Below are 22001 nucleotides of genomic sequence, written 5' to 3' on the forward strand. Positions count from 1 at the left end.
GGCCCACACGCGCCGCGAGACCCCGGCGCGAGCCGCCGGCACCCTCGCTCCCCATTGCCACGCACGGCGTCCCGACCACACCCGTCGGGGTTCATGCCCGCCGGGACCTTGCCCTTGCCCGGGAACTCGCTGTAGCCTCCGCGAGGATTGAAACGGTTCAATACGTCAGCGCGTTGCATCTCGGCACTGATCACTCCGGGATGAAAAGCACCTCCACCTCTCACTCCGGGGAGCTACGGAACCATGCACGACGACAGCAACCGCCCCGAGGGCGGCGGGGTTTCCCGCCGCAGCCTCCTGATCGCCACCGCCGTCGCGGGCACCGCGGCGGCCCTCGCCCCCGCGCTGCCCGCCGCCGCCGAGGCGCGGACCGGGGCCGCGGGCGCGGGCGGTGCGGCCGGCGCGTTCGCCGAGCCGGGCAGCGCGGTGCGGCCCAAGTTCCGCTGGTGGTGGCCGGACGGGCTGGTGGACCCCGACGAGATCAGACGCGAGGTCGACCAGATCGCCGACGCCGGGTTCGGCGGCGCCGAGATCGCGGCCGTCCACCACAGCGTGAAGGACACCTCCGTCCTGGACACCGAGCACCACGGCTGGGGCAGCCCCGCCTGGGTGGCCGGCGTCCACGCCGCCCTGGACCAGGCCCGCCGCCGGGGCGTCACCATCGACCTCACGGTCGGCCCCAGCTGGCCCGCCGCCGTCCCCGGGATCACCCCCGACAGCGAGGCCGCGGTGCAGGAACTCGCCCTCGGCGCCGTCACCGTGGCTGCCGGCACGGCCTACTCGGGCCCCGTGCCGCCGCCTTCCGCGGCCCCCGCGTCCGGGGTCACCCGGCAGCGGCTGCTGGGCGTGCTGGCCACCCGGATCGCCCCCGAGAACGCCACCCGCAAGGAGACCGGCCTGGACCGGGCGAGCGTCCGGGACCTCACCGCGCAGGTCGTCGACGGCGCCGTGGACTGGACCGCCCCCGCCGAGGGCGACTGGGTGCTGACCGCCTTCTGGCAGCGCGGCACCGGGCAGACTCCCGAGGGCGGCCCGCACACCTCGCCCACCGCGTACGTCGTGGACCACTTCAGCGCCGCCGGCACCGCGGCGGTCACCGGCTTCTGGGAGCGCAACCTCCTCACCAAGGACATCCGGCGGCTCCTCAAGAGCGCCGGCGGCGTCCTGTTCGAGGACTCCCTGGAGATCGAGACCAAGGCGCTGCCCTGGACCCCGGGGCTCCCCGCCGCCTTCGAGAAGCGCAACGGCTATCCGCTGCTGCCCGTCCTCCCCGCGATAGCGATGAGCGGCGGCAACCAGGTCTACGTCTACGACGCCGTCGCGACCCGCCAGATACGGCACGACTTCTGGGACACCGTCAGCGACCTGTACAACACCCACCACCTCACGGCGCTCCGCGACTGGGCGCACGCGCTGGGCCTGGGGATGCGCGCCCAGCCGTACGGCCTGCAGACCGACGCGATCAAGTCCGCAGCCCTGCTCGACATCCCCGAGGGCGAGTCGCTGGGCTTCAAGAACCTCGACGACTACCGCTGCCTGGCCGGCGGCCGGGACATGGCGGGCCACACGGTGCTGTCCTGCGAGTCCGGCGCCTACACCGGCTCCGCGTACAGCACCACGTGGGAGAAGTTCCTGCGCACCATGGGCGGCGCCTACGCGGCCGGCGTCAACCAGACGGTCGTGCACGGCTTCTCCTACGCCACGCTCCCCGGGGTGAAGTGGCCCGGCTACGCGGCCTTCACCCCCTACAACGGCACCGTCGGCTACGGCGAGTCATGGGGACCGCGGCACCCGACCTGGCGGCACGTCGGCGACGTGTCCGGGTACCTGTCCCGGGTGCACCACGCAATGCAGCGCGGCACCTCCCGGATCGACGTCGCCGTCTTCCGGCAGACCGGGTACACCGCGACGGGGATCGGCGCCTCCTGGTTCACCTCGACGGGCGTGCCGCTCGGCTGGACCCACCAGTTCGTCAGCGGACCCCTGCTGGACCTGCCGTCCGCCAAGGTCCGCGACGGCCGGCTGGCCCCCGACGGCCCGGCCTACCGCGCGCTGTTCGTCGAGGGCGACTTCTTCTCCGGCTCGGCGGTCACCCTCACGCTCGCGGACGCGCGCCACCTGCTGCGCCTGACGCGAGCGGGCCTGCCGATCGTCCTGCTCGGCGACTGGAAGACGGTCACGACGCCCGGCGTGGCGGACGACTCCCTACTGCAGCAGCTCCGCTCCCTCGTCTCCGAGTTGCTGGCGCAGCCGCGGGTCCGGCAGGTCACCGACAAGACCGCGGTGGGCCAGGCGCTCGCGGACCTCGCTCTGGTGCCCGACGTGAGCCACGCCGTGCCCTCGACGCTGCTGACGATGCACCGCTTCGACGAGGGCGTCGACTGGTTCTACCTCGTCAACGGCAAGCACGCCGAGACCGTGAAGCCGCCCGTCGCCGCGATCGACCACGCCGTCACGGTGCGCCGCACCCGCTCGGGCGCGGTGCCCTACCTGCTGGACCCGTGGACGGGTGAGGCCCGGCCGCTGGCGCTGTACGCACAGGACGGCGACCTGTTCACCTTCCGGGTGGCCCTGCAGCCGTCCGAGTCGATGGTCGTGGCCTTCGCACCGCCGGGACGGTTCCACGGCAGGCCCGGCCGCACGCACGCCGTCGCCACGGACGCGGACGACGTGCGCTTCGACGACGGGCGGCTCGTCCTGCGCGCCCGCGCGGCGGGCACCTACACCACGGGGCTGTCGCGCGGTGGCTCGGTCGGCACCGTGGTCCGGGAGGTGCCCGCGCCGCGCGAGCTCACCTCCTGGACGCTGGACGCCGAGGACTGGCGACCCGGCGCGGACCCCGACCGCACCACCGTCGTACGGCACCGGATCGCCCTCGACGCGCTGGCTCCGTGGAACGCCGTCCCGGACCTCACGGACGCCGCGGGAATCGGCCGTTACCGCACCACCGTCGAACTCGACGGTTCCTGGAGCGGCGGGTTCGGCGCCGTGCTCGACCTCGGCGAGGTGACCGACACCTTCCGGGTCAGCGTCAACGGGCGTCCGGCTCCGGTCACCAGCCACATCAACCCCGTGGTGGACCTCGGCGGGCTGCTGCGCCGCGGCACCAACACGATCGAGGTCGAGGTGGCCACCCCGCTGATCAACCGGCTGCGCGTCAGCGACCCGTCCGTGTACGGCGGTGCCGCCTCGCAGCGCACCGGGCTCGTCGGGCCGGTCCGGCTGGTCCCGTACGGCGAGGCCGTGGTGGACCGGGACTGAGCGTCCCGGCCCGCCCGGATCCCCCGCCGGTCGCCGCACGACCGGCGGGGGAACCCGGGCACCTGGTTCAATGGCCGCGGAGGTGATGGACCATGGTGTCCACGGACCGGCTGCTCGCGTTCGCGGCGATGTCCCTGCTCGTCATCGTCGTCCCGGGGCCCAGCGTGCTCTTCGTCATCGGCCGCGCGCTGGCGCACGGCCGGCGCACCGCCCTCGCGTCGGTGCTGGGCAACTTCATCGGCTCGTACCTGCTGGTGGTGGCCGTGGCGTTCGGCCTGGGCTCGCTGTTCGAGCGGTCCCTGACGCTCTTCCTCACGGTGAAACTGGCCGGGGCCGCCTACCTGGTGTTCCTCGGCGTGAAAGCGTTCCGGCACCGCCGGGAACTCACGGTGGGCGCCATGGACGGCCCCGAGCGGCCGGCCCGCGGTGACCTGCGGACCGTCGCGGACGGCCTGGCGGTCGGGGTCACCAACCCCAAGGGCATCGTCTTCTTCGCCGCCGTGCTCCCCCAGTTCGTGGACCACTCCGCCGGGGCGCTGCCCGCGCAGATGCTGCTCCTGGGCCTCGTCCCCATGGGCATCGGCCTCGTCAGCGACACCCTGTGGGGGCTGACCGCCTCCGCCGCCCGTGTGTGGCTGGGCCGCTCCGACCGCCGCCTCTCCGCGATCGGCGGCGCCGGAGGGCTGGCGATGATCGGCCTCGGCGTCACGGTCGCCGCGACGGGCCGCACGGACTGAGGGTCCGGCACCCGGACGGCTCAGACGCGCGCCCTGATCTGCCGTACGGGGTGGCCGAGCGCCTCGCCGAGGGCGGCCAGTTCGTGCGCGCCGAACCAGTCGCGTGCGGGGTTCCACACGGCGATCTCGAAGCGTGCGAACCCGCACGGCCAGTCGTAGCGCAGTGCGTCCAGCGAGGTGGCGCCGCCGCAGCACGGGACGTCGACCGCCAGGGTCTCGAAGCCCTCGTCAGCGTGCGCTTCCAGCAGGTCGGCCCACCACTGCGTGTCCACGGAGCCGCCGCACAACGGGCAGCCGATGGCCGCCAGGTTGCTCCCGCAGACGACCGGGGTGACGGTGTCGTACCAGCTGATCTCGATCTCGACGTCGGCGCCGTCGGGATCCCCGGGTTCCAGCGAGGCGACCAGGGCGGCTGCGCGCTCCGCGGCGGCACGACCGGGCTGCCGGCGTGGGTCGGTCGGTATGACCGACAGGACGTCGTCGCTCACGGCTGTCGCTACCTGCTTCCGGACTCGCGGAACGGCACGGGGGAACACGGGGAACGCTACCCGGCGCCTCCGACACGACCCGCGTTGCCCCGGTCCCGCGCGGTGGACCAGAATCCGCCCCATGACCTCCGCGATGCGCCACATCACGATCGACTGCGCCGACGCCCACCGTCTGGCGAGCTTCTGGTCCCTCGTCCTGGACCGCCCGCTCCACGAGGACGACCATCCCGGTGACGAGGAGGCCCTGATCGAGGTCGACGGCGGCCCCGGTCTGCTCTTCGTGACCGTGCCGGACGCCAAGACCGTCAAGAACCGCGTGCACCTGGACGTCCAGCCGCAGGACCGCACCCGCGACGAGGAGGTCGAGCGCCTCCTGCTGCTCGGCGCGACGCAGGTCGACGACCGGCGCCGGCCGGACGGCACGGGCTGGGTGGTGCTCGCCGACCCTGAGGGCAACGAGTTCTGCGTGGAGCGGAGCGCGGCGGAACGCGCGGGCTGAGCCGGCCGGCGTTTCGGCCATCGTCGCCTCGGGCGGAGCACGCGCGCACCAAGGTTCGGTGCGCGGCGAAGCGCCGTGCCCCTGGCGCGGCAACGTCCTCATGACGGCCGAAAGAGGCGCGGTCGTCGCGCCGGGCCCGCTCGTTGAGTCCGGTGGAGCGGCCTGCCCGGCCGGCCCGTCACCCCACGCGACAGGAGCGATCCGTTGGCCTCCACGAGCCGGACGGTATGGGACGAGCACTACGCCGCGGGGCGGGACTTCCGTGGACTCACCGCATCGGAACGCGACCTGCTCGCCGAGCACGTTCCGCCCGGGAGCGGGTCCCGGGCGCTGGACGTGGGCTGCGGCACGGGCGAGTTGGCCCTGCACCTGGCGGAACTCGGCTACGCGGTGGACGGGGTCGACTTCGCCGAGAGCGCTCTGGAGCGGGCCAGAGCGCGCGGGCATGCGGCCTTCGAGGGCGTGCGCTGGTTGTACGGCGACGTCGAACGCGAAGTCCCCGCCGAGCTGGACGAATCCGGCTACGACCTCGTCACGCTGCGCCTGGTCGTCGCGGTCCTGCGTGATCGCAGCCGCGTACTGCGCCGTCTCACCGCCCGGCTCCGGCCCGCGGGCGCCCTGGTGGTGATCACGCCCCTGGCCGTGAACACCCCCGAGGAGCGGAGGGGCATCGCCCTGGACGAGGACGAGATCGGCGCCCTCGTCGAGGGGTGGGCCTCGGTGGACCGCTTCGACGCCGAGGGACTCGCCGTGCTCGTGCTGCGCCGGCCTCCCGGGTGAGCCGAAGCGCCGGGCGCAGCCGGCCCGGCGCCGAGCGCGGGCAGGAGCACTCTCACCCCGCCGCAACCGCACGCGCGAACCGGTCGTGGTCGTCGAGGACTTCGGCGATGACGCGCCGGTCGACCTCGGCGCGGGCCGGGTCGGTGGTGAGGGAATCGGAGAGCACCAGCAGGGACTTCCACAGGGCCCAGCCGCGGGCGCGGGCCCAGGTGGCGGCGTCCTGGCGGACGGTGCGGCGGAACGCCTCGCGGCTGTCGCCGGAGAACATCGTCCAGGCGATGACCAGATCGCAGGCGGGGTCGCCGACGCCGGAGGTGCCGAAGTCGATGACGGCGCTGAGTTCGCCACTGTTGACGAGGAGGTTTCCGGAGGCGATGTCGCCGTGGAACCAGACGGGTCGGCCGTGCCATCGGGCGGCGAGGGCGGCGTCCCAGACCGCGCGGGCGCGGGCGGTGTCGACGTGGCCTTCGAGGAGGGCCAGGCAGCGGCGGGTTTCCTCGTCGTAGTGGGCGGGCGACGCGCCCCGGTACCAGCTGTGCGGGCCGGCGGCCGGGCCGCCGCTGGGGTCGCAGCTCTGAAGGGCGAGGAGGAACTCGCCCACGGCGCCGGCGAACCGGGCGAGGTCGGCGATGCGTTCGGGGGCCGCCGTCTCACCGGGCAGCCAGCCGCGTACGGACCAGGGGTAGGGGTAGCCCTCGCCCGGGGCGCCCACGCCGAGGACGGACGGGACGGCCACGGGGAGCGAGGGCGCCAGGCGCGGCAGCCACTCGTGCTCCTTGGCGACCGCGGGGACGTACCCCTCGGCGGTGGGCAGGCGGACGGTCATGGCGTGGCCGAGGCGGTAGGTGCGGTTGTCCCAGCCGTCGGCCGCCACCGGGGTGACGGGCAGGTGGCCCCACTGCGGGAACTGCGCCGCGAGAAGGCGCGTGACCAGTGAGGCGTCGATTCCGGCGCGGCCGTCGGGCGGGGTGGTGAGCATCCGGCGATGATCACCCGCCGTGTCGGCCGGGGGCAACGGATTATCGGGGTGTGGGGCGCCGGCGGGCCGGGAGGGGGGTGGCCCGGCCCGCCGGCGGAGCGGAGTGTGGTCCGCTACGGGGTGATGGTCCAGTTCTCGATGTAGCCGGTGTCGAGCGCGACCGCGTCCCGGACCCGGAGCTTCCAGGTGCCGTCGATGGTCTCGGCGGAGACGTCGACCGTGAAGGTCTGGTCGACGTTGTCGGCGGACCCGCCGGTGCGGTCGAGCAGCGAGTAGGTGCTGCCGCCGGGCCCGACGAGGTCGACGACGAGGTCGCCGCGCCAGGTGTGGACGATCTTCACATGGACCTGGGCGACCGCGGACGCGTGGCCGCCGCGGCCGGTCACGGTGATCGGCGACTCGACGGCGGCCCCGGCGTCGGGGATGTCGACGCGGGTGCTGTTGCCGTAGACGTGGGCGACCGTCCAGGTGAAGTCGGCGGAGGCCGTGTCGCCGGTGCTGTCGGTGACGGTGACCGTGACCTCGTGCGTACCGGTGGAGCCGGGGGTGCCGGAGATCAGGCCGGTGTCGCGGTCGACGCTCACACCGTAGGGCAGGCCGGTGGCCCCGTACTCCAGGGTGGCGCCGGCGTTGCTCGTGGTCGCCTCGATCTGCAGGGACACCGTCTGGCCGACGCCGCTGATCTGGTCGCCGGGCGGGATGAGGTCGATGCCGTCGACGATGCGCCGGCCGACGTTGACGGCCGCCCAGGTGTTGGCGACGGTGACGTACGCCGGGCTGGACGCACCGAAGAGGTCGGCCGCGGCCTGGAGGGTGGCGGTGCGGGCTCCGGCGTAGTCGGTGGTCGAGGTCATGTACGTGGTCAGCGCGCGGTACCAGATCGCGGCGGCGGCGTCGGCGCCGATGCCGGGCACGGGGACGCCGTCGTAGGTCGGGCTGTCGTAGGCGACGCCGTTGACCGTCTTCGGGCCGCTGCCCTCGGCGAGCAGGTAGAAGAAGTGGTTGGCCGGGCCCGACGAGTAGTGGACGTCGACGCCGCCGAGCGAGGACGACCAGTAGTCGTGCGAGTCGCCGTCCCTGGAGGGCTTGTCCATGTAGCGCAGCGGGGTGCCGTCGCCGTTGATGTCGATCTCTTCGCCGATGAGGTAGTCGGGGGTGTCGGCCGCGAGGTTCGCGTGGAACTCCACCATGGTGCCGAAGATGTCGGAGGTGGCCTCGTTCAGGCCGCCCGACTCCCCGCTGTAGTCGAGGTCGGCGGTGGCGCTGGTGACGCCGTGGCTCATCTCGTGCCCGGCCACGTCGATGGCGGTCAGGGGGTGGGTGTTGCCCGATCCGTCACCGTAGGTCATGCAGCGGCAGGTGTCGCTCCAGTAGGCGTTGACGTAGTTGCTGCCGTAGTGGGTGCGGCTGTAGCGCCCGTCGCCGTCGTTGTAGATGCCGTTCCGGCCGAAGGTGTCCTGGTAGTAGTCCCAGGTGGCGCCGGCGCCGAAGTGCGCGTCCACGCCCGCGGACTGGCGGTTGGCGACGGTGCCGTCGCCCCAGACGTCGTCGGCGTCGGTGAAGAGGGTGCCGGTGCCGGAGGTCGTCGTGTTGTTCAGGTCGGTGGTGTAGTGGCCGCCGCGGGTGCCGTCCTTGAGCTGGTAGGCGCCGCCTGTCTCGGTGGTGCCCAGGGGGACGGTGCCGACGAAGGCGCCGGTGCCGGTGCCGGTCTTGACGCCCTCGGAGCGGGAGAGCTCCTTGCCCGTGCGGGCGTCGCTGACGACACGCAGTTCGCTGGGGGTGCCGTCGGGCTGGGTGGCGGCGACCACGGTCTCCCAGGCCAGGACCGGCCTGCCCGTCGCGGCCCAGACCACGAGCCGTGGGTCACCCGCCGAACGGGGCTTGCCGGCCCGGGGCGTGGCGGCGAGGGCCTTCCTCCCCGCGGTGGCCGCGGCCACCGCGGGCCGCGTGCTCGGCACGGCCAGCGTCGCGTCGGTGGCGCGGTCCTGGGTCAGCCGGCTGCCGTCACGGTGGACGACGAGGTCGCCGCCGAGCACGGGCAGTCCCGCGTAGGTGCGTTCGTAGCGTGTGTGCACGGTGCCGTCGGCGTCCTTGACGACGTCCTTGACGACGAGTCCTTCCTGCTGCCCGAGGCGCAGCGCCGTGGCGGTCACGGGCGCCGCGGAGGCGGCCTCGCGGATCAGCGAGGCTCGGGCGGACGGGGAGAGGCGCGCGGGGAACGCACCGGTGTGGGGGGATGCGACGATCGTCGTGCTGCCCCGTTCCCGGCCGGCGGCGAGCGCCTGGCCCGAGGGAAGGGCCGCGCCGAGGAGTGCGGCGACGGCGGTCAGGGCGACGACGCCGGCCCTGGCGTGACGGGGCAGGGTGCGTAAGTGGGACAAGGGGTTCTCCTCCTGCGGCGGTCGGCTGACGGTGGCCGTGCGGTCCCGCCGGCGGGGTGGGCCGGTCGGGGCGGAGCTCGCAGTGCGGGATGACGCTGTCCGTGCGCGGGTGTCGACACAGCGTGACAGCAGGGCGATGCATTTGTCATGGCGGCATCAAATCTTGTCCGAAATCGATCAGCGGTCGAGCAGCCGGCAGCCACCGGACGCCGGTCGCGCGAGGGCGGCGGGCCGGCCGGCGCCGGCCCGCCGCGGACGGAGCGCCCGTCAGGTCGCCGTCGCGGCCGCCGCCGCACGGCCGGCCTGGCGGCCGGAGAAGAGGCAGCCGCCGAGGAACGTGCCCTCCAGGGAGCGGTAGCCGTGGACCCCGCCGCCGCCGAAACCGGCGACCTCGCCGGCGGCGTACAGACCCGGCACCGGCGCCCCGTCCGCGTCCAGTACCCGGCCGGACAGGTCGGTCTGGAGACCGCCGAGCGTCTTGCGGGTGAGGATGTTCAGGCGCACCGCGACCAGTGGTCCCGCGGCCGGGTCCATGATCTTGTGCGCCGTGGCGGTGCGGCTGAGGAAGTCGCCCGGGTAGGCGAGGGCGTTGCGGATCCCCATCACCTGGACGTCCTTGGTGTACGGGTTGTCGATCTCGCGGTCCCGGGCGTCGATCTGCCGCTTGAGGTCGGCCAGGTCGATGAGGTCCTCGCCGGTGAGCCGGTTCATCCCGGCCACGAGGGCGGGCAGCGAGGAGGAGACCACGAAGTCGGCGCCGTTCTTCTTGAACCGCTCGATGGGCTCCGGGGTCTGCCACAGCCGGGAGAGGGTGAGCGGGATGTCCTTGTTGGTGAGGTCCGGGTTCTGCTCGGAGCCGGAGAGGGCGAACTCCTTCGCCAGGATCTTCTGGGTGGTGACGAACCAGGAGTAGTCGTACCCGGTGTCGGTGATCGCCTTGAGCGTGCTGAGGGTGTCGTACCCGGGGAGGTCGGGGGCGGAGAAGCGCCTGCCGGTGGCGTCCAGCCACAGTGAGGAGGGGCCGGGGAGGATGCGGATGCCGTGCTTGGCCCAGATCGGGGCGTAGTTCTGCAGACCCTCGGTGTAGTGCCACATGCGGTCCGGGTTGACGATCCGCCCGCCGGCCCGCTCGGTGATGGCGAGCATGCGGCCGTCGACGTGCTCGGGCACCCCGGAGATCATGTTCTTCGGCGGCGCGCCGAGCCGCGCCGGCCAGCTCTGCCGCACCAGGTCGTGGTCGGCGCCGATGCCGCCCGAGGTCACGATCACCACCGCGGCGCGCAGCTCGAAGTCGCCGACGACGGTCCGCGAACTGCGGGTGCCGCGGGGGGCGTTGCTCGGCTCCAGGACGGCTCCGCGGACCCCGGTGACGGCGCCGCCGGTGCGCACGAGCTCGTCGACGCGGTGCCGGAACCTGAAGCTCACCAGCCCCCTGGCGGCCGCGGCCCGCACCCGCTTCTCGAAGGGCTCGACGACGGCCGGGCCGGTCCCCCAGGTGACGTGGAACCGGGGCACCGAGTTGCCGTGGCCGTCCGCGAGGCCGCCGCCCCGCTCGGCCCAGCCGACGATCGGGAACCAGCGCACGCCCTGCTGGTGGAGCCAGGACCGCTTCTCCCCCGCGGCGAAGTCCACGTAGGCCTCCGCCCACTTGTGGGCCCAGTGGTCCTGGCCTCGGAGGTCGGCGACGTCGCGGTCGAAGCCGGCCGCACCCTGCCAGTCCTGCCACGCCAGGTCGCGGGAGTCCTTGATGCCCATCAGCCGCTGCTCGGCCGAGTCGACGAGGAACAGCCCGCCGAAGGACCAAAACGCCTGGCCGCCCAGGTTGGTCTCCGGTTCCTGGTCGAGCAGGAGCACCTTGCGCCCCTTGTCGGCCAGTTCGGCGGTCGCGACCAGGCCCGCCAGACCGTGGCCGATGACGATCACGTCGGCGTCCTGGGAGGCGGCGGCGTGGGCCGGGACGGCCTGCGCCAGTGCGGTGGCTCCGGCGAGCACACCTCCCGCCGCCGTCAGGACACGGCGCCGGCTGGGCATGGCGGGGTCTGTCACTGTCTCCATGGCGTGCCTTCCGGAGGGTGCGGGGGGATGCGCGAAGGGTGTTGCCCGGATGACCTTGCTGTTACCTTCGGTAGCCGACAGGTAATCAGGTGGTCATGACAACGCGGTAGTGGCCGGCCGCCAATGCGCGCGCACCCGGTTGTCGCCCGGCCACAGCGTTCGGTCGCGGAAGGGGCGGGGCTCTTGACGGTCACCCACCAGCCCGAGCCCGTCGCCGGGATCCTGCGGGACATGGCCGGCGACGCCGGCGTACGGGGCCAGCTCGTCCACGCCGCGCGGACCCACTCCCCCGACGTCGCCCGGCTCGGCGAGGCGGAGACCCTGCGGCACGTCACGGCCATCGTCGCGGCGGCCGGCCCGTGGCTCGGCACGTTCGGCGGCGTGGACGGGCAGGACTTCGCCGCCGCGCTGCTGCTCGGCACCGACCGGGCCGAGCAGGGCGTCCCCATCACCTCGGTGCTGCGCGGCGTCCAGGCGGCCCTGACCCGCACGGTGGAGATCGCCGTCGACCGCAGCAGGTCGGCCGGCGTGCCCGACGGCCTGCTGCTCTCCGCCGTCCTGCGGCTCAAGGAGTACGGCGACGCCGTCGAACGCCATGTGATCAACGGCTACCGCACGGCCGAGCAGGAACTGCCGTCCGCGTCCGACGGCCTGCGGGCGCGGCTGCTGCGCAGGATCCTGACCGGCGGCGTGCCACCGGCCGCCGGGGACCTGGCGCGGGCCGGCCTGCGGCCCGGCGGCCGGTACCACTGCCTCGTCGCGGACGGCCACGACGCCGCCGGCGCCCGCCGCCTCGCGGACGCGATCGCCGCGCTGCGCGGGATCGCCGCTCGGGTCGAGGGACGGCCGGCGGGCCTGCTGCCGCGGATGCCGGCGAGCGGGGAGTTCGGGCCGGAGGCGGCGGGCGGGCTGGTCGTCCTCTCCCCCGCCGTTCCGCTGGACCAACTGCCCCCCGTCCACCGGCTCTGCGTCCGCGCGGTGACCGCCGGGGGCCGGCGTGGACGGCGCGGGGTGCGGGAGCTGACGGACTTCGCCGGTGAGATCGCCACCGCCGAACAACCGCTGCTGGGCTCGTTCCTGGCCGGCGAGCTCCTGGGCACCCTCGATCCGGCGGACGCCTTCCACCGCCAACTCGCCCTCACCGCGCTGGCGTTCCTGGAACACGGGCGACGCCTGGACCAGACGGCGGCGGCGCTGTTCACCCACCCCAACACCGTGCGCTACCGGCTCGGCCGGCTCCGGCAGATCACCGGTGAGCCACCCGCGGACGCCACCGCGGGCCCGCTGGACGCCCTCCACTGGTGGTGGGCCCTGACGACGTGGCTGGGTCCGGACCGGGGAGCGCCCCTCAGGGAGTAGCCGGGGGCGCCCCTTCCGCCGGGTCGGCGGGCGGCTTCCGGTAGCGCGTCAGCAGGTGCCGGGTCGCCACCTCACCGGCGAGGATGCCGAGCAGACCGGCGAGCGAGACCCACGGCGGGGCCGGCGCCAGGACGCCCATCAGCCAGTACAGGACACCCGCCAGTGCTCCCACGGAGAAGGCGAGGAGACACCGGGAGAGCAGGGTCCTCACGCGAACCACCCGGGCACGGAGTATCCGACCAGGATGCCTGCCAGGCCGACGAGGCAGACGAACGGCGGCGCGGGGGAAGGCACCCTGAGCAGGCCGTACATGATGCCGACGACCAGGCCGGCTCCGAAGGACGCGGCGTAGTCCACGCCCGCCCCCTTTCCTCTTTGCCCTGTATACGAATTTCCTCCCCTTTCTAGCAGTACGGGTGCTGCCGGACGACGCAGCGCGACGCCGGGGCGACCGCGGCGAGCCGCTCGCGCTCCGGCGCCCGGCCGGGCGGAACCCGTGCGCCGCGCCACCGGCGCGACGGACAACTCCCGCACGTGGGAGCGGGGTTGACGGGCCCAAACCCGCCCGGTGGCACAGCGGACGTGGCGAAGATCACCGTGCATGCCCGGCCTCCATCCACGAATTTGGGGCCAGGATGCCACCGCCCCCACCGGGGCAGTCCTAACCGTTTCCGGGCCGACCCGGCCCGACGGAACTGCCAGGGAATCCCTTGAGACCATCACCAGGACGCTGGGGCGTGTTCGCCGCCGCCGGCGCCGCCCTCCTGTCATTGGCACAGCCCGCCGCACTCTCCGCCGCCCACGCCGCCGCGCCCGCGAGCACCGGGTCCGACGCCCCGGCGCCGCGGGGCAACGTCCCCCCGGGCGTTCACACGGTCACCCTGATCACCGGTGACATCGTTATCACCCGGCAGTCCGGAGCCACCGGAGGCACCGTCGAGTTGCGCGGCGCCGACGGGGCCAAGGCCCGCGCGCACATCATGGAGTCGCGCGGCGACCTGTACGTCTATCCCGAGTCGGCCCTCCCCTACGTGGCGGCGGGCACGCTGGACCGGCGTCTGTTCAACATCAGCAAGCTCGTCGCGGACGGCTACGACGACGCGCACCGCGACCACCTGCCGCTGATCGTCTCCTACGACAGCGCCTCCGCGGGCCTGCGTTCCACGACGCCCCGGGGCGCCACCCGGGTCAGGGACCTCAGCAGCGTCCAGGGCGCGGCCCTCACCGAGGACCGGGACCTCTCCGCCGACTTCTGGCGGTCCGTCACCTCCGTGTCCGCGTCCGGGGCCGGCGCGCGGGCCGCCAAGGCCGGCGCCGGCACCGCCCCGTCCTTCGGCTCGGGGATCGCCCGCATCTGGCTCGACGGCAAGGTCGAGGCCGATCTCGCCGACACCACCGCCCAGATCGGCGCCCCGCAGGCGTGGTCGGCCGGCGACACGGGCAAGGGCGTCGACGTCGCCGTCCTCGACACCGGCGTCGACACCGGGCACCCCGACCTGTCGGGCCGGATCACGGCCGCGCGCAGCTTCGTCCCGGACCAGGACGTGACCGACCGCAACGGGCACGGCACCCACGTCGCCTCCACCATCGCCGGCACCGGCGCCGCCTCCGACGGCAAGGAGAAGGGTGTCGCCCCCGGCGCGGACCTCCACGTCGGCAAGGTGCTGGCCGACACGGGCTCCGGCCAGGACTCCTGGGTGCTGGCGGGCATGGAGTGGGCCGCGGTCGACCAGGACGCGGACATCGTGAGCATGAGCCTGGGCTCCGAGAACCCCTCCGACGGCACGGACCCCCTCAGCGCCGCGGTCGACCGCCTGAGCGCGCAGACCGGGGCGCTGTTCGTGATCGCCGCGGGCAACATGGGCACGCCCGGCAGCATCGGCGGACCGGGCGCGGCGGACGCCGCCCTCACCGTCGGAGCCGTCGACTCCTCCGACGACATGGCCTGGTTCTCCAGCCAGGGTCCGCGCGTCGGCGACGGCGGCCTCAAGCCGGAGATCACCGCCCCGGGCGTCGACGTCCTGGCCGCCCGCTCGCAGTACGCGCCGGAGGGCGAGGGCAGCTACCAGACGCTCAGCGGCACCTCGATGGCCACGCCGCACGTCGCGGGCGCGGCGGCCCTGCTCGCGGCGGCGCGTCCCGGGCTGACCGGCGCGCAGCTCAAGGACCTGCTGGTGAGCAGCTCGAAGCGCACCCCGCAGTACGACGCGTTCCAGGCGGGCAGCGGCCGGGTGGACGTCCCTTCGGCGCTCGGCGCCGGCGTGTTCGCCTCGGCGACCGCGTTCACCGGCCAGGCGGAGGCGGGCGGCGGCACGGCCGCGGTCCGGCGCCCGGTCACGTACACCAACACCGGTGACTCCGCGGTGACGCTCGCCCTGTCCGTCGAGGCCCCGAACGCCCCCGCGGGGCTGTTCGCGCTGTCCGCGTCGCGGGTCGTCGTGCCGGCGCACGGCACCGCCGAGGTCACCGTCGCCATCGACGGTTCGAAGGTGACGGGCAACGGCCGCTGGTCCGGTCAGGTCGTCGCGGCCGACACGGCGGGGAAGGCCGTCACCCACACGGCGGTGTCGCTGGGCGACGCCGCCCACAAGCTGACCATGGTCCTCAAGGACGGCGACGGCAAGCCCATGTCCGGCGTCGTCGAGGTGCTGCGCTCCGGCGACTTCGACCCGGCGTTCTACCTCGTCGACCAGACCGGGCGGCTGGAGACCTGGATCCCGGACGACGTCTACTCGGTGCTGTCCTTCAAGGACGTGCGCGGGGTGCACGGCGCGCATTCGATGGGCATGGCGCTGCTCGGCGACCCCGAGGTCGTCATGGACCGCGACCGGACGGTGACGCTGGACGCGACGAAGCTCCAGCGCGTCGACATGACGACACCGCAGCCGACCGAGGCGACGTACCAGCGCCTGGAGTACAACCGCGCGATGGGCGGCGGCACATGGCGCGACTACATGGAGACCCAGACCAGCTACGACAGCCTCTGGGCCCAGCCCACCACGCACAAGGTCACCCACGGCGACTTCCACCTCGGCGCCCGCTGGCGCAAGGAGCAGCCCGCCCTGTCCGTGACGACCGGCGACGACGAGTTCACCGACGTCCTGCGGCAGGAGGACGTCACCGCACTCCCCCAGGGCCACTACTCGTTCCCGCTGGTGGCCGCCGGTGAAGGCGCGAGCGCGGACTACGCCGGCCTTTCCGCGCGCGGCAAGGCCGTGGTCGTGCGCCGCAACGGGAACGTGGGCGACGCGGAGCAGGCCGCGGCGGCGGTCGCGGCCGGTGCCAGGCTCCTGCTCGTCGTGAACGACCAGCCGGGACGCCAGCTGCGGAGCTACACCGGCGACCCCTTCCTCCCGCCCGCCGCCGTCGACGTCGCGCTGCTCAGCACCGACGAGGGCGAGCGGCTCATGCGCCGCGCGTCGGCGCGGGGCGCCGTGCTGAAGGTCGGCTCTCAGCCGGTCAGCCCGTACGTCTACGACCTCATGTGGACGTGGCACAACGAGATCCCGGGCCGGCTCGTCGTCAAGGGAGGCACGAAGAACCTGGCCCGGGTCGACGTCACCTTCGACAGCCCCGACCCGGCCAAGGGCGGCGGCGAGTTCCGCTTCGACTGGCCCGTGTACTCCAACTGGGGCCTCGGCCTGACGATGCGGGAGCCGGTGAACTCCCGGCGGGTCGACTGGGTCTCCACCGGACCCGGGTACTCCTGGGGCCAGGAGGCGTACGTCGACGGCCTGATGTACGAGATCGAGCCGCGCACCACGTACCGGGCGGGCAGCCGGCACACCCAGCAGTGGTTCAAGCCCGTCGAGCGGCCGTTCCTCAACAACAACTACAAGCTGCCCACCCGCAGCGGGAGTTGGCTGGCCTTCGACATCCCCGCCTGGGGCGGCGCGGACCACGTCGGCATGTCGATGGACTACGACCGCACGCAGCAGACGCTGACGCTCTACCAGGGCGGCACGCGCCTCGGGCAGAGCACGACCAACACCAGCATGGGCGGCACGGCCCCGGCCGCGGGCAAGCTGCCCTACCGCCTGGTGCTGGACGCGAGCCGTGACGCGTCGGTGAGCCCCTACTCCTCCGCCACGCACACCGAGTGGGAGTTCACGTCCAAGGCGCCGTCGGGCGACGACGCCGCGGTGCTGCCGCTGCCGCAGATCGACTACCGCGTCGCCACGGACGAGGAGGGCAGGGCCGCCCGGAACGACACGCTGTCCGTGACGGCCGCCCACCTGCCGGGCGCGGTGGGCGCGGGCACCCTCTCGGCCGTCTCGCTGGAGGTCTCCTACGACGACGGACGCACCTGGCGGAAGACCGCCTGCGGGCACGACGGCCGCTTCAAGCTGTCCGCCCCGAAGCAGGCCCGGTTCGTCTCGCTGCGTGCGCGTGCGCACGACTCCGCGGGCAACGCGGTCACCCAGACCGTGAACCGGGCCTTCGGCCTGCGCTGACGGAAGGCGTCACATCCCCACCGGTGCGGGCGGGCCGTCCACGGCCCGCCCGCACCGTGAGAGGTCCCAGTCCGGCTGCCCGGGCCGTCGCCGGTGAGGTCATGACCGAAGTACCCAGGCGAGCTGCGCTGTTGTGACGAGGATCAGCTCAACCCCGGCCAGTGCGGCAAAAGCGCTCACCAGATTGACGTCAGAGCCGGCATCGGGCCCGGCGGACGCCGGTACCGGCGTCCGCCGGGCCCGATCGCGCTTGCGTGCCGCTCATGGTTAGCGACGGACAACCCGATGTGATCGGAGGAGACCACGAGCACGGCCGATGACCTCCTCTCGATCAGCGGGCCCTGTATCTGCCGTCGACCGATACGGCTGCGCTGGCGACAACGCTGAACTTGCCGGAAGACAGCTGCAGGACGGCATCCGCGATCCCCTCCGGCTCGCCGATCCTCCCGATCGAATGGACAGCCATCCGGGCCGCCATCACCTCCGCCAAGCACCCCTCGGCAATCACGGGGTGTTGACCAGGCCGACGACCAAGGCATAAACCCGGATGCCATCCGGGCCGTAATCCAGCGCGGCCGCCCAGGTCAGACCGACGACAGCATGCTTGGCCGCGTATTACCCGGTGGAACCCGGCGCTCCGACGTTGCTCGCCCCGGAACCGATGCCGACGATGGAGCCGAAGCCCTGGGTCTACAGCCGGCTCAGTTGGCGGACGCATCCACGAACTACCGCACGCTATCTGAAAAACATCACGACGGACGACAAAAGCCCAGCTCAGAGCACGTACGGGACTTTTGGATCCGTACAGGGCGAGGACATCGCCTTCTTCTACCTCACCGACGTGGACGCACCCCCGTCCGCCTGACCGGCAGACCAAGCAGCCCCCCGCACCTTCCTGGGACGTCGACACCCGAGCCGCTTCGAGGCAACACCGAACCAACCGGCGGTCGGCCCACTCCGGGCTGCGGAGTGGACGACGAGTTCACAATCTGGAGCGCCTCCGCCATACAGCACCTGCGGCCCTCACATCACCCTTCTTGTCAAAACGACAAGAACTGAAGTACCGTACCGGACATGCAAGCTGACGTGTGGTCACCCACGCCTGTGTTACTGACGGTCGATCTCGTGATCCTGACGCTGCGCGAGGGGCAACTGTGCGTCCTACTCGTGGAGCGGGGCGAAGATCCTTTTCAAGGCATGCTGGCTCTGCCTGGCGGATTCCTCAATCACGCTGGTGAGGAGATCCTGGACGCCGCCCACCGTGAGTTGAGTGAGGAAACTGCCCTGGTTGCCGGGTTGGTGCACCTTGAACAGTTGGCCACCTACGGGAACACGGGCCGTGACCCACGAGGACGAGTCGTTTCCGTGGCCCACTTGGCGATCGCGCCGGGACTCCCCGAACCGGTCGCGGGAACGGATGCCGTGGATGCTGCGTGGGTTCCCGCAGAAGCCGTCCTGTCCGGTGAGGTAAAACTGGCCTTCGATCACCGCCGGATCGTGACGGACGGAATCGAGCGCGCGCGCACCAAGCTCGAATTCTCGGCGCTGGCCACGGCATTCTGCGGAGATCTCTTCACCATAGCCGAGTTGCAGCAGGTGTACGAGGCGGTTTGGGGCACCGAGCTCGACACACGTAATTTCTACCGGAAAGTCCAGGCCGTAAAAGGATTCATTATCCCCGCCGGGTCGGGACATAGGGCCACGGGAGGACGGCCCGCGCGGTTGTACCGGACTGGACCGAAGACGGTGTTATCCCCCCCACTGATCCGGCCTGCGCCGTCCAGGACGGAAGAGGACACGAGAGATGAAGGAGCATAGATGCCGAAGGACCTGGTGGTAATTCTCACCGCCCTCAACCTCGAGTACCAGGCCGTGCGCCGGAAACTGTCCGACCCAGAGGTGCACCGTCATGAGCGTGGGACGCTGTTCGAAGTGGGAACCGTGCAGGGCACTTCATGTCGTGTCGCGCTCGGTCTGACGAACAAGGGGAACCATTCCGCGGCGGTGATCGCCGAGCGCGCGATACAGGAGTTCTCGCCGGCAGCCGTGTTGTTCGTCGGCGTCGCCGGCGCGCTGTGGGACAGCGCCAGGCTGGGCGACGTGGTGATGGCGACACACGTGTACGCGTACCACGGCGGAACCAGCGAGGACGACGGGCTCAAAGCCCGTCCCCGGGTGTGGGAGACGGCGCACGGTATCAGCCAACTCGGGTCGCATCTGGCTCGCGTGAACGACTGGGCCGATAACGCCCCCGGTCATGGGCGCGCGCCACAGGTACGCTTCGGCGCGATCGCCGCTGGCGAAATCGTACAGAATTCGAAGATTTCGGACGAGGCGCGGTGGATCCGGCAGCACTACAACGATGCGCTCGCGATCGAGATGGAGGCCGCCGGTGTGGCGCAGGCCGGTCATCTCAACGGGGCACCGGTGGCCATCATCCGGGGAATCAGCGACCGAGCGGACGGCACGAAGAACAGCACGAAGGACCGCAACTGGCAACCACGGGCCGCGGCGAACGCGGCGGCATTCGCCACACGGCTGTCCGTGGAACTGGTGGAAGAACAGGAGCAGATCGCAATGTCTCAGGCAGACAAATATCATACGGCAGACAGACCCAAAAAGCACGTCAGCAACACCGCCCATAACAGCACCGTTGGCGTCATGGCCGGCTCAGTCAAGGAGAGCAGCATCTACTTAAACGCGGCCCCGAAGGTGACCAGTCCGGCGGACCTGATCGCGGAACTAGACGGTTTCCGTGCGCACCTTCAGCGGCACCACGCCGAGCGCGCCCTCGACGACGACACCTACCGAGAGGCACTGGCCGAGCTGGCCTTTGCCCGCCAGGCGGCAAGGGAGAACACTCCCGAATCGCCCAAGAGAACGACCATGGCGCTCAAGAGGTTACGCGGTCTGATCGCAGAGTCTCCCGAACTGGTGGCCAGGCTGGCACCACTGGTTGTTGCGGCGGGTGACTTGTCATGAACGACGGCAGCAGTGCCACGTACAATTCCGCAGACGACTCCATCGTCGGAATTCAGGCCGAAGTCGTACACAACGCCAACGTTTCCATCCTCCACCCGGATGCGTCGCCTCAGGAAAAGTACAAGGTCGGTGTGCGGTTCCTGGAGGAAGGCGTCCCGAGTCGTGCTCGCGACATGATCAGTGACGCGATCGCCCACGGACACGACAACGCGGAGGTCCGTTTCCACTGGGTGCTCGCCATGCTCAGCGCACGCGCCTACCACGATCTCAGCACCGAAGAACTCCAGCGGCTCCACCACGCCTCCGGGCTCGTACGGACCTACGCCGAAGGGCCGTGGCAAGACGCCCTGCACATCACTTTCGAACTGCTGGCGATGCCCGCGGATAGCGGAACTGGACGCGTACTGGAGCGGTTACGAGCCCTGTCACCTCGCCAGCGTGACGCAATCCTCCACCACCTCGACCTCGTACTCACAGGAGGACTGAAGGACAGCCTCTGGGCCGAGCACCGCGATCGGGCCGAGACAGCTCGCTTCAGCAACAACCGGGTCCAACGGGTCTGGGCCTATTTCGAACCCGACCCCATCGGGCCACGGGCCCTGCCGCCCCGTCCGAGCACCGCTGCTGCCGCCCAGGCAGCCCTCCCACTCCGGGCGTTCGTTTTCGTCGTTGCCACTGCATTCCTCTGGATCCTGGCACTGGTTGCGCAGCCGGCTGCGGCGGTCATCGAGGTAGTGGTGGCGCTCGGTGCGGGCGTGACCGCGGCGCACTTCGGCCGCCGATGGTGGTACCAAGCACATCAGCTGAAGGCCAAGAACCGTTTGTTCCACATTCCGCAAACGAACGATCCCGCCTCTACCGGGGACGGGTTCACCAACCGCGTCCGTCATGCATTCGACCACTACTTCAGCACCTGCGTGCCCCACGGATTCGCCCCGAACCTATGGCTCGGTCATACCGTCCACATCCGCAACAGCCTCGCCGCCGAGATCGCGCTTCTCTACCGCGAGAGCCGAATCAGCGTGGATCGGGTCAACTGGCTGATCCGCTATCTCGCTGAGGATGCCCGAGACCGCCACCACAAAGGTCTTCTGTTCGGTCGCCGCCACCAGAACCAGACGCCGGGGGTGGCGGAGGCGGTGAGCGTGGTCGCCCTCATCACTCTCGGCATCACGGCTCTGGCCCTACTCGGAACAGTGGCCTCAGGCGGCGACGCGACGCAGATACTGCTGGCCATCCTGGCCGTAGTTGGTGCAGTCTGGTCCGGCCACGCGGCTGCGTCCTCGTGGCTGGAGGCCCGGAGTGAAGAGCACCGACTGGCCGAGGAAACCCGGGAATATCAAGAGAAGATGACCGCGCGGCAAGTCGCGTACCAGAGCTGGAAGTCGTTTCTGTACACCATGCGACCCAGTGAGTTGGAAATGGAGATCTGGCTCACCTACGACAAGACGCTGTTCGTTGACGAAGCACTCCGCCACTATCAGCTCACCTGGCGCGACCTGATCACCCACACGATCCTGGTGACACCCGCACGTCCCTATAAGCGAGGGCGTACGAAGGGTGGTCCTTGGCGATACTCGCGCAACAGCTTCCGTCTTTTTCTGGTCACACTAAATGGCGTTCGTGAAATCAGCGCGGAATTCGACTTCACCGACGCGAAACGCGGGAACGGACAGCGAAGTAACTATCGGTTCGACGCATTGTCCTCCGTGCAGGTCACAGAACGCACCCACGCCGGAGACGACCTGGAGCTCGTCCTCACCAACGGGCCGGCCAGGAACATTCGCGTCAAAGACGCCGACATCCATCAACTGACGCCGGACGAAAACGCCCAAGAAATCGCCGAAATCAATCTGAATGCGGCTGGTTTCATTCACACCTTCCGCCTCCTGGAAGGAATTGCCGCAGACGGAAAGGGTTGGATCGAACGAAACAACCCCAACAACCTGCCGTCCTTCCGCGCTGCCGACTGAGCCTTCGGCGCCTTCGAGGCGGGTAGGGGACGAAGGCCGGATCCTGCCCGCCC

15 protein-coding genes and 1 pseudogene are annotated in these 22001 nt (G+C 71.5%); 9 read left to right on the forward strand and 7 right to left on the reverse strand.

Features of this window, described 5'->3' with window-relative positions; genetic code table 11:
• Positions 1-243 precede the first annotated feature (243 nt).
• Both OIE69_RS05685 and OIE69_RS05690 read left to right on the forward strand, forming a co-directional pair.
• A complete protein-coding gene (locus OIE69_RS05685) occupies positions 244-3261 on the forward strand; it encodes a glycosyl hydrolase (RefSeq protein ID WP_326570833.1) in 3018 nt (1005 codons plus the stop codon).
• A 92-nt stretch (positions 3262-3353) separates the two neighbouring features.
• Complete coding sequence (locus OIE69_RS05690) at positions 3354-3998, forward strand: LysE family translocator (protein ID WP_326570834.1); 645 nt, start codon at positions 3354-3356, stop codon at positions 3996-3998.
• A gap of 20 nt (positions 3999-4018) precedes the next feature.
• On the opposite strand, the gene OIE69_RS05695 is transcribed toward OIE69_RS05690, so the two are convergent.
• Complete coding sequence (locus tag OIE69_RS05695; RefSeq protein ID WP_326570835.1) at positions 4019-4486, reverse strand: hypothetical protein; 468 nt, start codon at positions 4484-4486, stop codon at positions 4019-4021.
• A 121-nt stretch (positions 4487-4607) separates the two neighbouring features.
• On the opposite strand from OIE69_RS05695, the gene OIE69_RS05700 reads away from it, so the two are divergent.
• Positions 4608-4985, forward strand: a complete 378-nt coding sequence (locus OIE69_RS05700) for a VOC family protein (protein ID WP_326570836.1) — start codon at positions 4608-4610, stop codon at positions 4983-4985.
• Positions 4986-5189: 204 nt separating this feature from the next.
• Positions 5190-5765, forward strand: coding sequence for a class I SAM-dependent methyltransferase (locus OIE69_RS05705; protein ID WP_326570837.1), 576 nt, complete (start codon positions 5190-5192; stop codon positions 5763-5765).
• Between the two features lie 52 nt (positions 5766-5817).
• Here the strand turns inward: OIE69_RS05705 and OIE69_RS05710 are convergent, their stop codons facing one another.
• From OIE69_RS05710 to OIE69_RS05720, 3 genes are all read right to left on the reverse strand, one after another.
• The gene (locus tag OIE69_RS05710) at positions 5818-6744 is read right to left on the reverse strand and encodes an aminoglycoside phosphotransferase family protein (RefSeq protein WP_326570838.1); all 927 of its coding nucleotides are present in this window, start codon (positions 6742-6744) and stop codon (positions 5818-5820) included.
• Between the two features lie 113 nt (positions 6745-6857).
• A complete protein-coding gene (locus tag OIE69_RS05715) occupies positions 6858-9125 on the reverse strand; it encodes a M4 family metallopeptidase (RefSeq protein WP_326570839.1) in 2268 nt (755 codons plus the stop codon).
• Between the two features lie 267 nt (positions 9126-9392).
• Entirely contained in the window at positions 9393-11180 is a 1788-nt protein-coding gene (locus OIE69_RS05720; protein WP_326570840.1) for an FAD-binding dehydrogenase, read from the reverse strand.
• A 183-nt stretch (positions 11181-11363) separates the two neighbouring features.
• Between OIE69_RS05720 and OIE69_RS05725 the strand changes: the two genes are divergently transcribed.
• Entirely contained in the window at positions 11364-12539 is a 1176-nt protein-coding gene (locus OIE69_RS05725; RefSeq protein WP_326570841.1) for a helix-turn-helix domain-containing protein, read from the forward strand.
• On the opposite strand, the gene OIE69_RS05730 is transcribed toward OIE69_RS05725, so the two are convergent.
• Both OIE69_RS05730 and OIE69_RS05735 read right to left on the reverse strand, forming a co-directional pair.
• On the reverse strand, positions 12529-12750 hold the full coding sequence (locus tag OIE69_RS05730) for a DUF1427 family protein (RefSeq protein WP_326570842.1): 222 nt from the start codon (positions 12748-12750) through the stop codon (positions 12529-12531). The genes OIE69_RS05725 and OIE69_RS05730 overlap by 11 nt on opposite strands.
• Positions 12747-12896, reverse strand: a complete 150-nt coding sequence (locus OIE69_RS05735) for a DUF1427 family protein (protein WP_326570843.1) — start codon at positions 12894-12896, stop codon at positions 12747-12749. Before OIE69_RS05735 ends, OIE69_RS05730 begins: the two co-directional genes overlap by 4 nt.
• Positions 12897-13276: 380 nt before the next feature.
• Here OIE69_RS05735 and OIE69_RS05740 point away from each other — a divergent pair, with 380 nt between their 5' ends.
• Positions 13277-16993, forward strand: coding sequence for a S8 family serine peptidase (locus OIE69_RS05740; protein ID WP_326570844.1), 3717 nt, complete (start codon positions 13277-13279; stop codon positions 16991-16993).
• A 504-nt stretch (positions 16994-17497) separates the two neighbouring features.
• On the opposite strand, the pseudogene OIE69_RS05745 reads toward OIE69_RS05740, so the two are convergent.
• Positions 17498-17593: pseudogene (locus tag OIE69_RS05745) on the reverse strand (SDR family NAD(P)-dependent oxidoreductase); the annotation flags it as partial.
• A 474-nt stretch (positions 17594-18067) separates the two neighbouring features.
• Between OIE69_RS05745 and OIE69_RS05750 the strand changes: the two are divergent.
• The 3 genes from OIE69_RS05750 to OIE69_RS05760 are packed head-to-tail and all read left to right on the forward strand — an operon-like array spanning position 18068 to position 21948.
• Positions 18068-18811, forward strand: coding sequence for an NUDIX hydrolase (locus OIE69_RS05750; RefSeq protein ID WP_326570845.1), 744 nt, complete (start codon positions 18068-18070; stop codon positions 18809-18811).
• Positions 18812-19975, forward strand: coding sequence for a 5'-methylthioadenosine/S-adenosylhomocysteine nucleosidase family protein (locus tag OIE69_RS05755; protein ID WP_326570846.1), 1164 nt, complete (start codon positions 18812-18814; stop codon positions 19973-19975).
• The gene (locus OIE69_RS05760; protein WP_326570847.1) at positions 19972-21948 is read left to right on the forward strand and encodes a hypothetical protein; all 1977 of its coding nucleotides are present in this window, start codon (positions 19972-19974) and stop codon (positions 21946-21948) included. Before OIE69_RS05755 ends, OIE69_RS05760 begins: the two co-directional genes overlap by 4 nt.
• Positions 21949-22001: the final 53 nt, after the last annotated feature.

This window comes from Actinacidiphila glaucinigra (genome assembly GCF_035918135.1).
Taxonomy (GTDB): Bacteria; Actinomycetota; Actinomycetes; order Streptomycetales; family Streptomycetaceae; genus Actinacidiphila; species Actinacidiphila glaucinigra.

Excerpts from the sequence above, each read along its gene's own strand:
- OIE69_RS05755 (WP_326570846.1), top strand. The coding sequence starts at position 18,812 with ATGCCGAAGGACCTGGTGGTAATTCTCACCGCCCTCAACCTCGAGTAC.
- OIE69_RS05700 (WP_326570836.1), top strand. The coding sequence starts at position 4,608 with ATGACCTCCGCGATGCGCCACATCACGATCGACTGCGCCGACGCCCAC.
- OIE69_RS05685 (WP_326570833.1), top strand. The coding sequence starts at position 244 with ATGCACGACGACAGCAACCGCCCCGAGGGCGGCGGGGTTTCCCGCCGC.
- OIE69_RS05760 (WP_326570847.1), top strand. The coding sequence starts at position 19,972 with ATGAACGACGGCAGCAGTGCCACGTACAATTCCGCAGACGACTCCATC.
- OIE69_RS05750 (WP_326570845.1), top strand. The coding sequence starts at position 18,068 with ATGCAAGCTGACGTGTGGTCACCCACGCCTGTGTTACTGACGGTCGAT.
- OIE69_RS05690 (WP_326570834.1), top strand. The coding sequence starts at position 3,354 with ATGGTGTCCACGGACCGGCTGCTCGCGTTCGCGGCGATGTCCCTGCTC.
- OIE69_RS05710 (WP_326570838.1), bottom strand. The coding sequence starts at position 6,744 with ATGCTCACCACCCCGCCCGACGGCCGCGCCGGAATCGACGCCTCACTG.
- OIE69_RS05720 (WP_326570840.1), bottom strand. The coding sequence starts at position 11,180 with ATGGAGACAGTGACAGACCCCGCCATGCCCAGCCGGCGCCGTGTCCTG.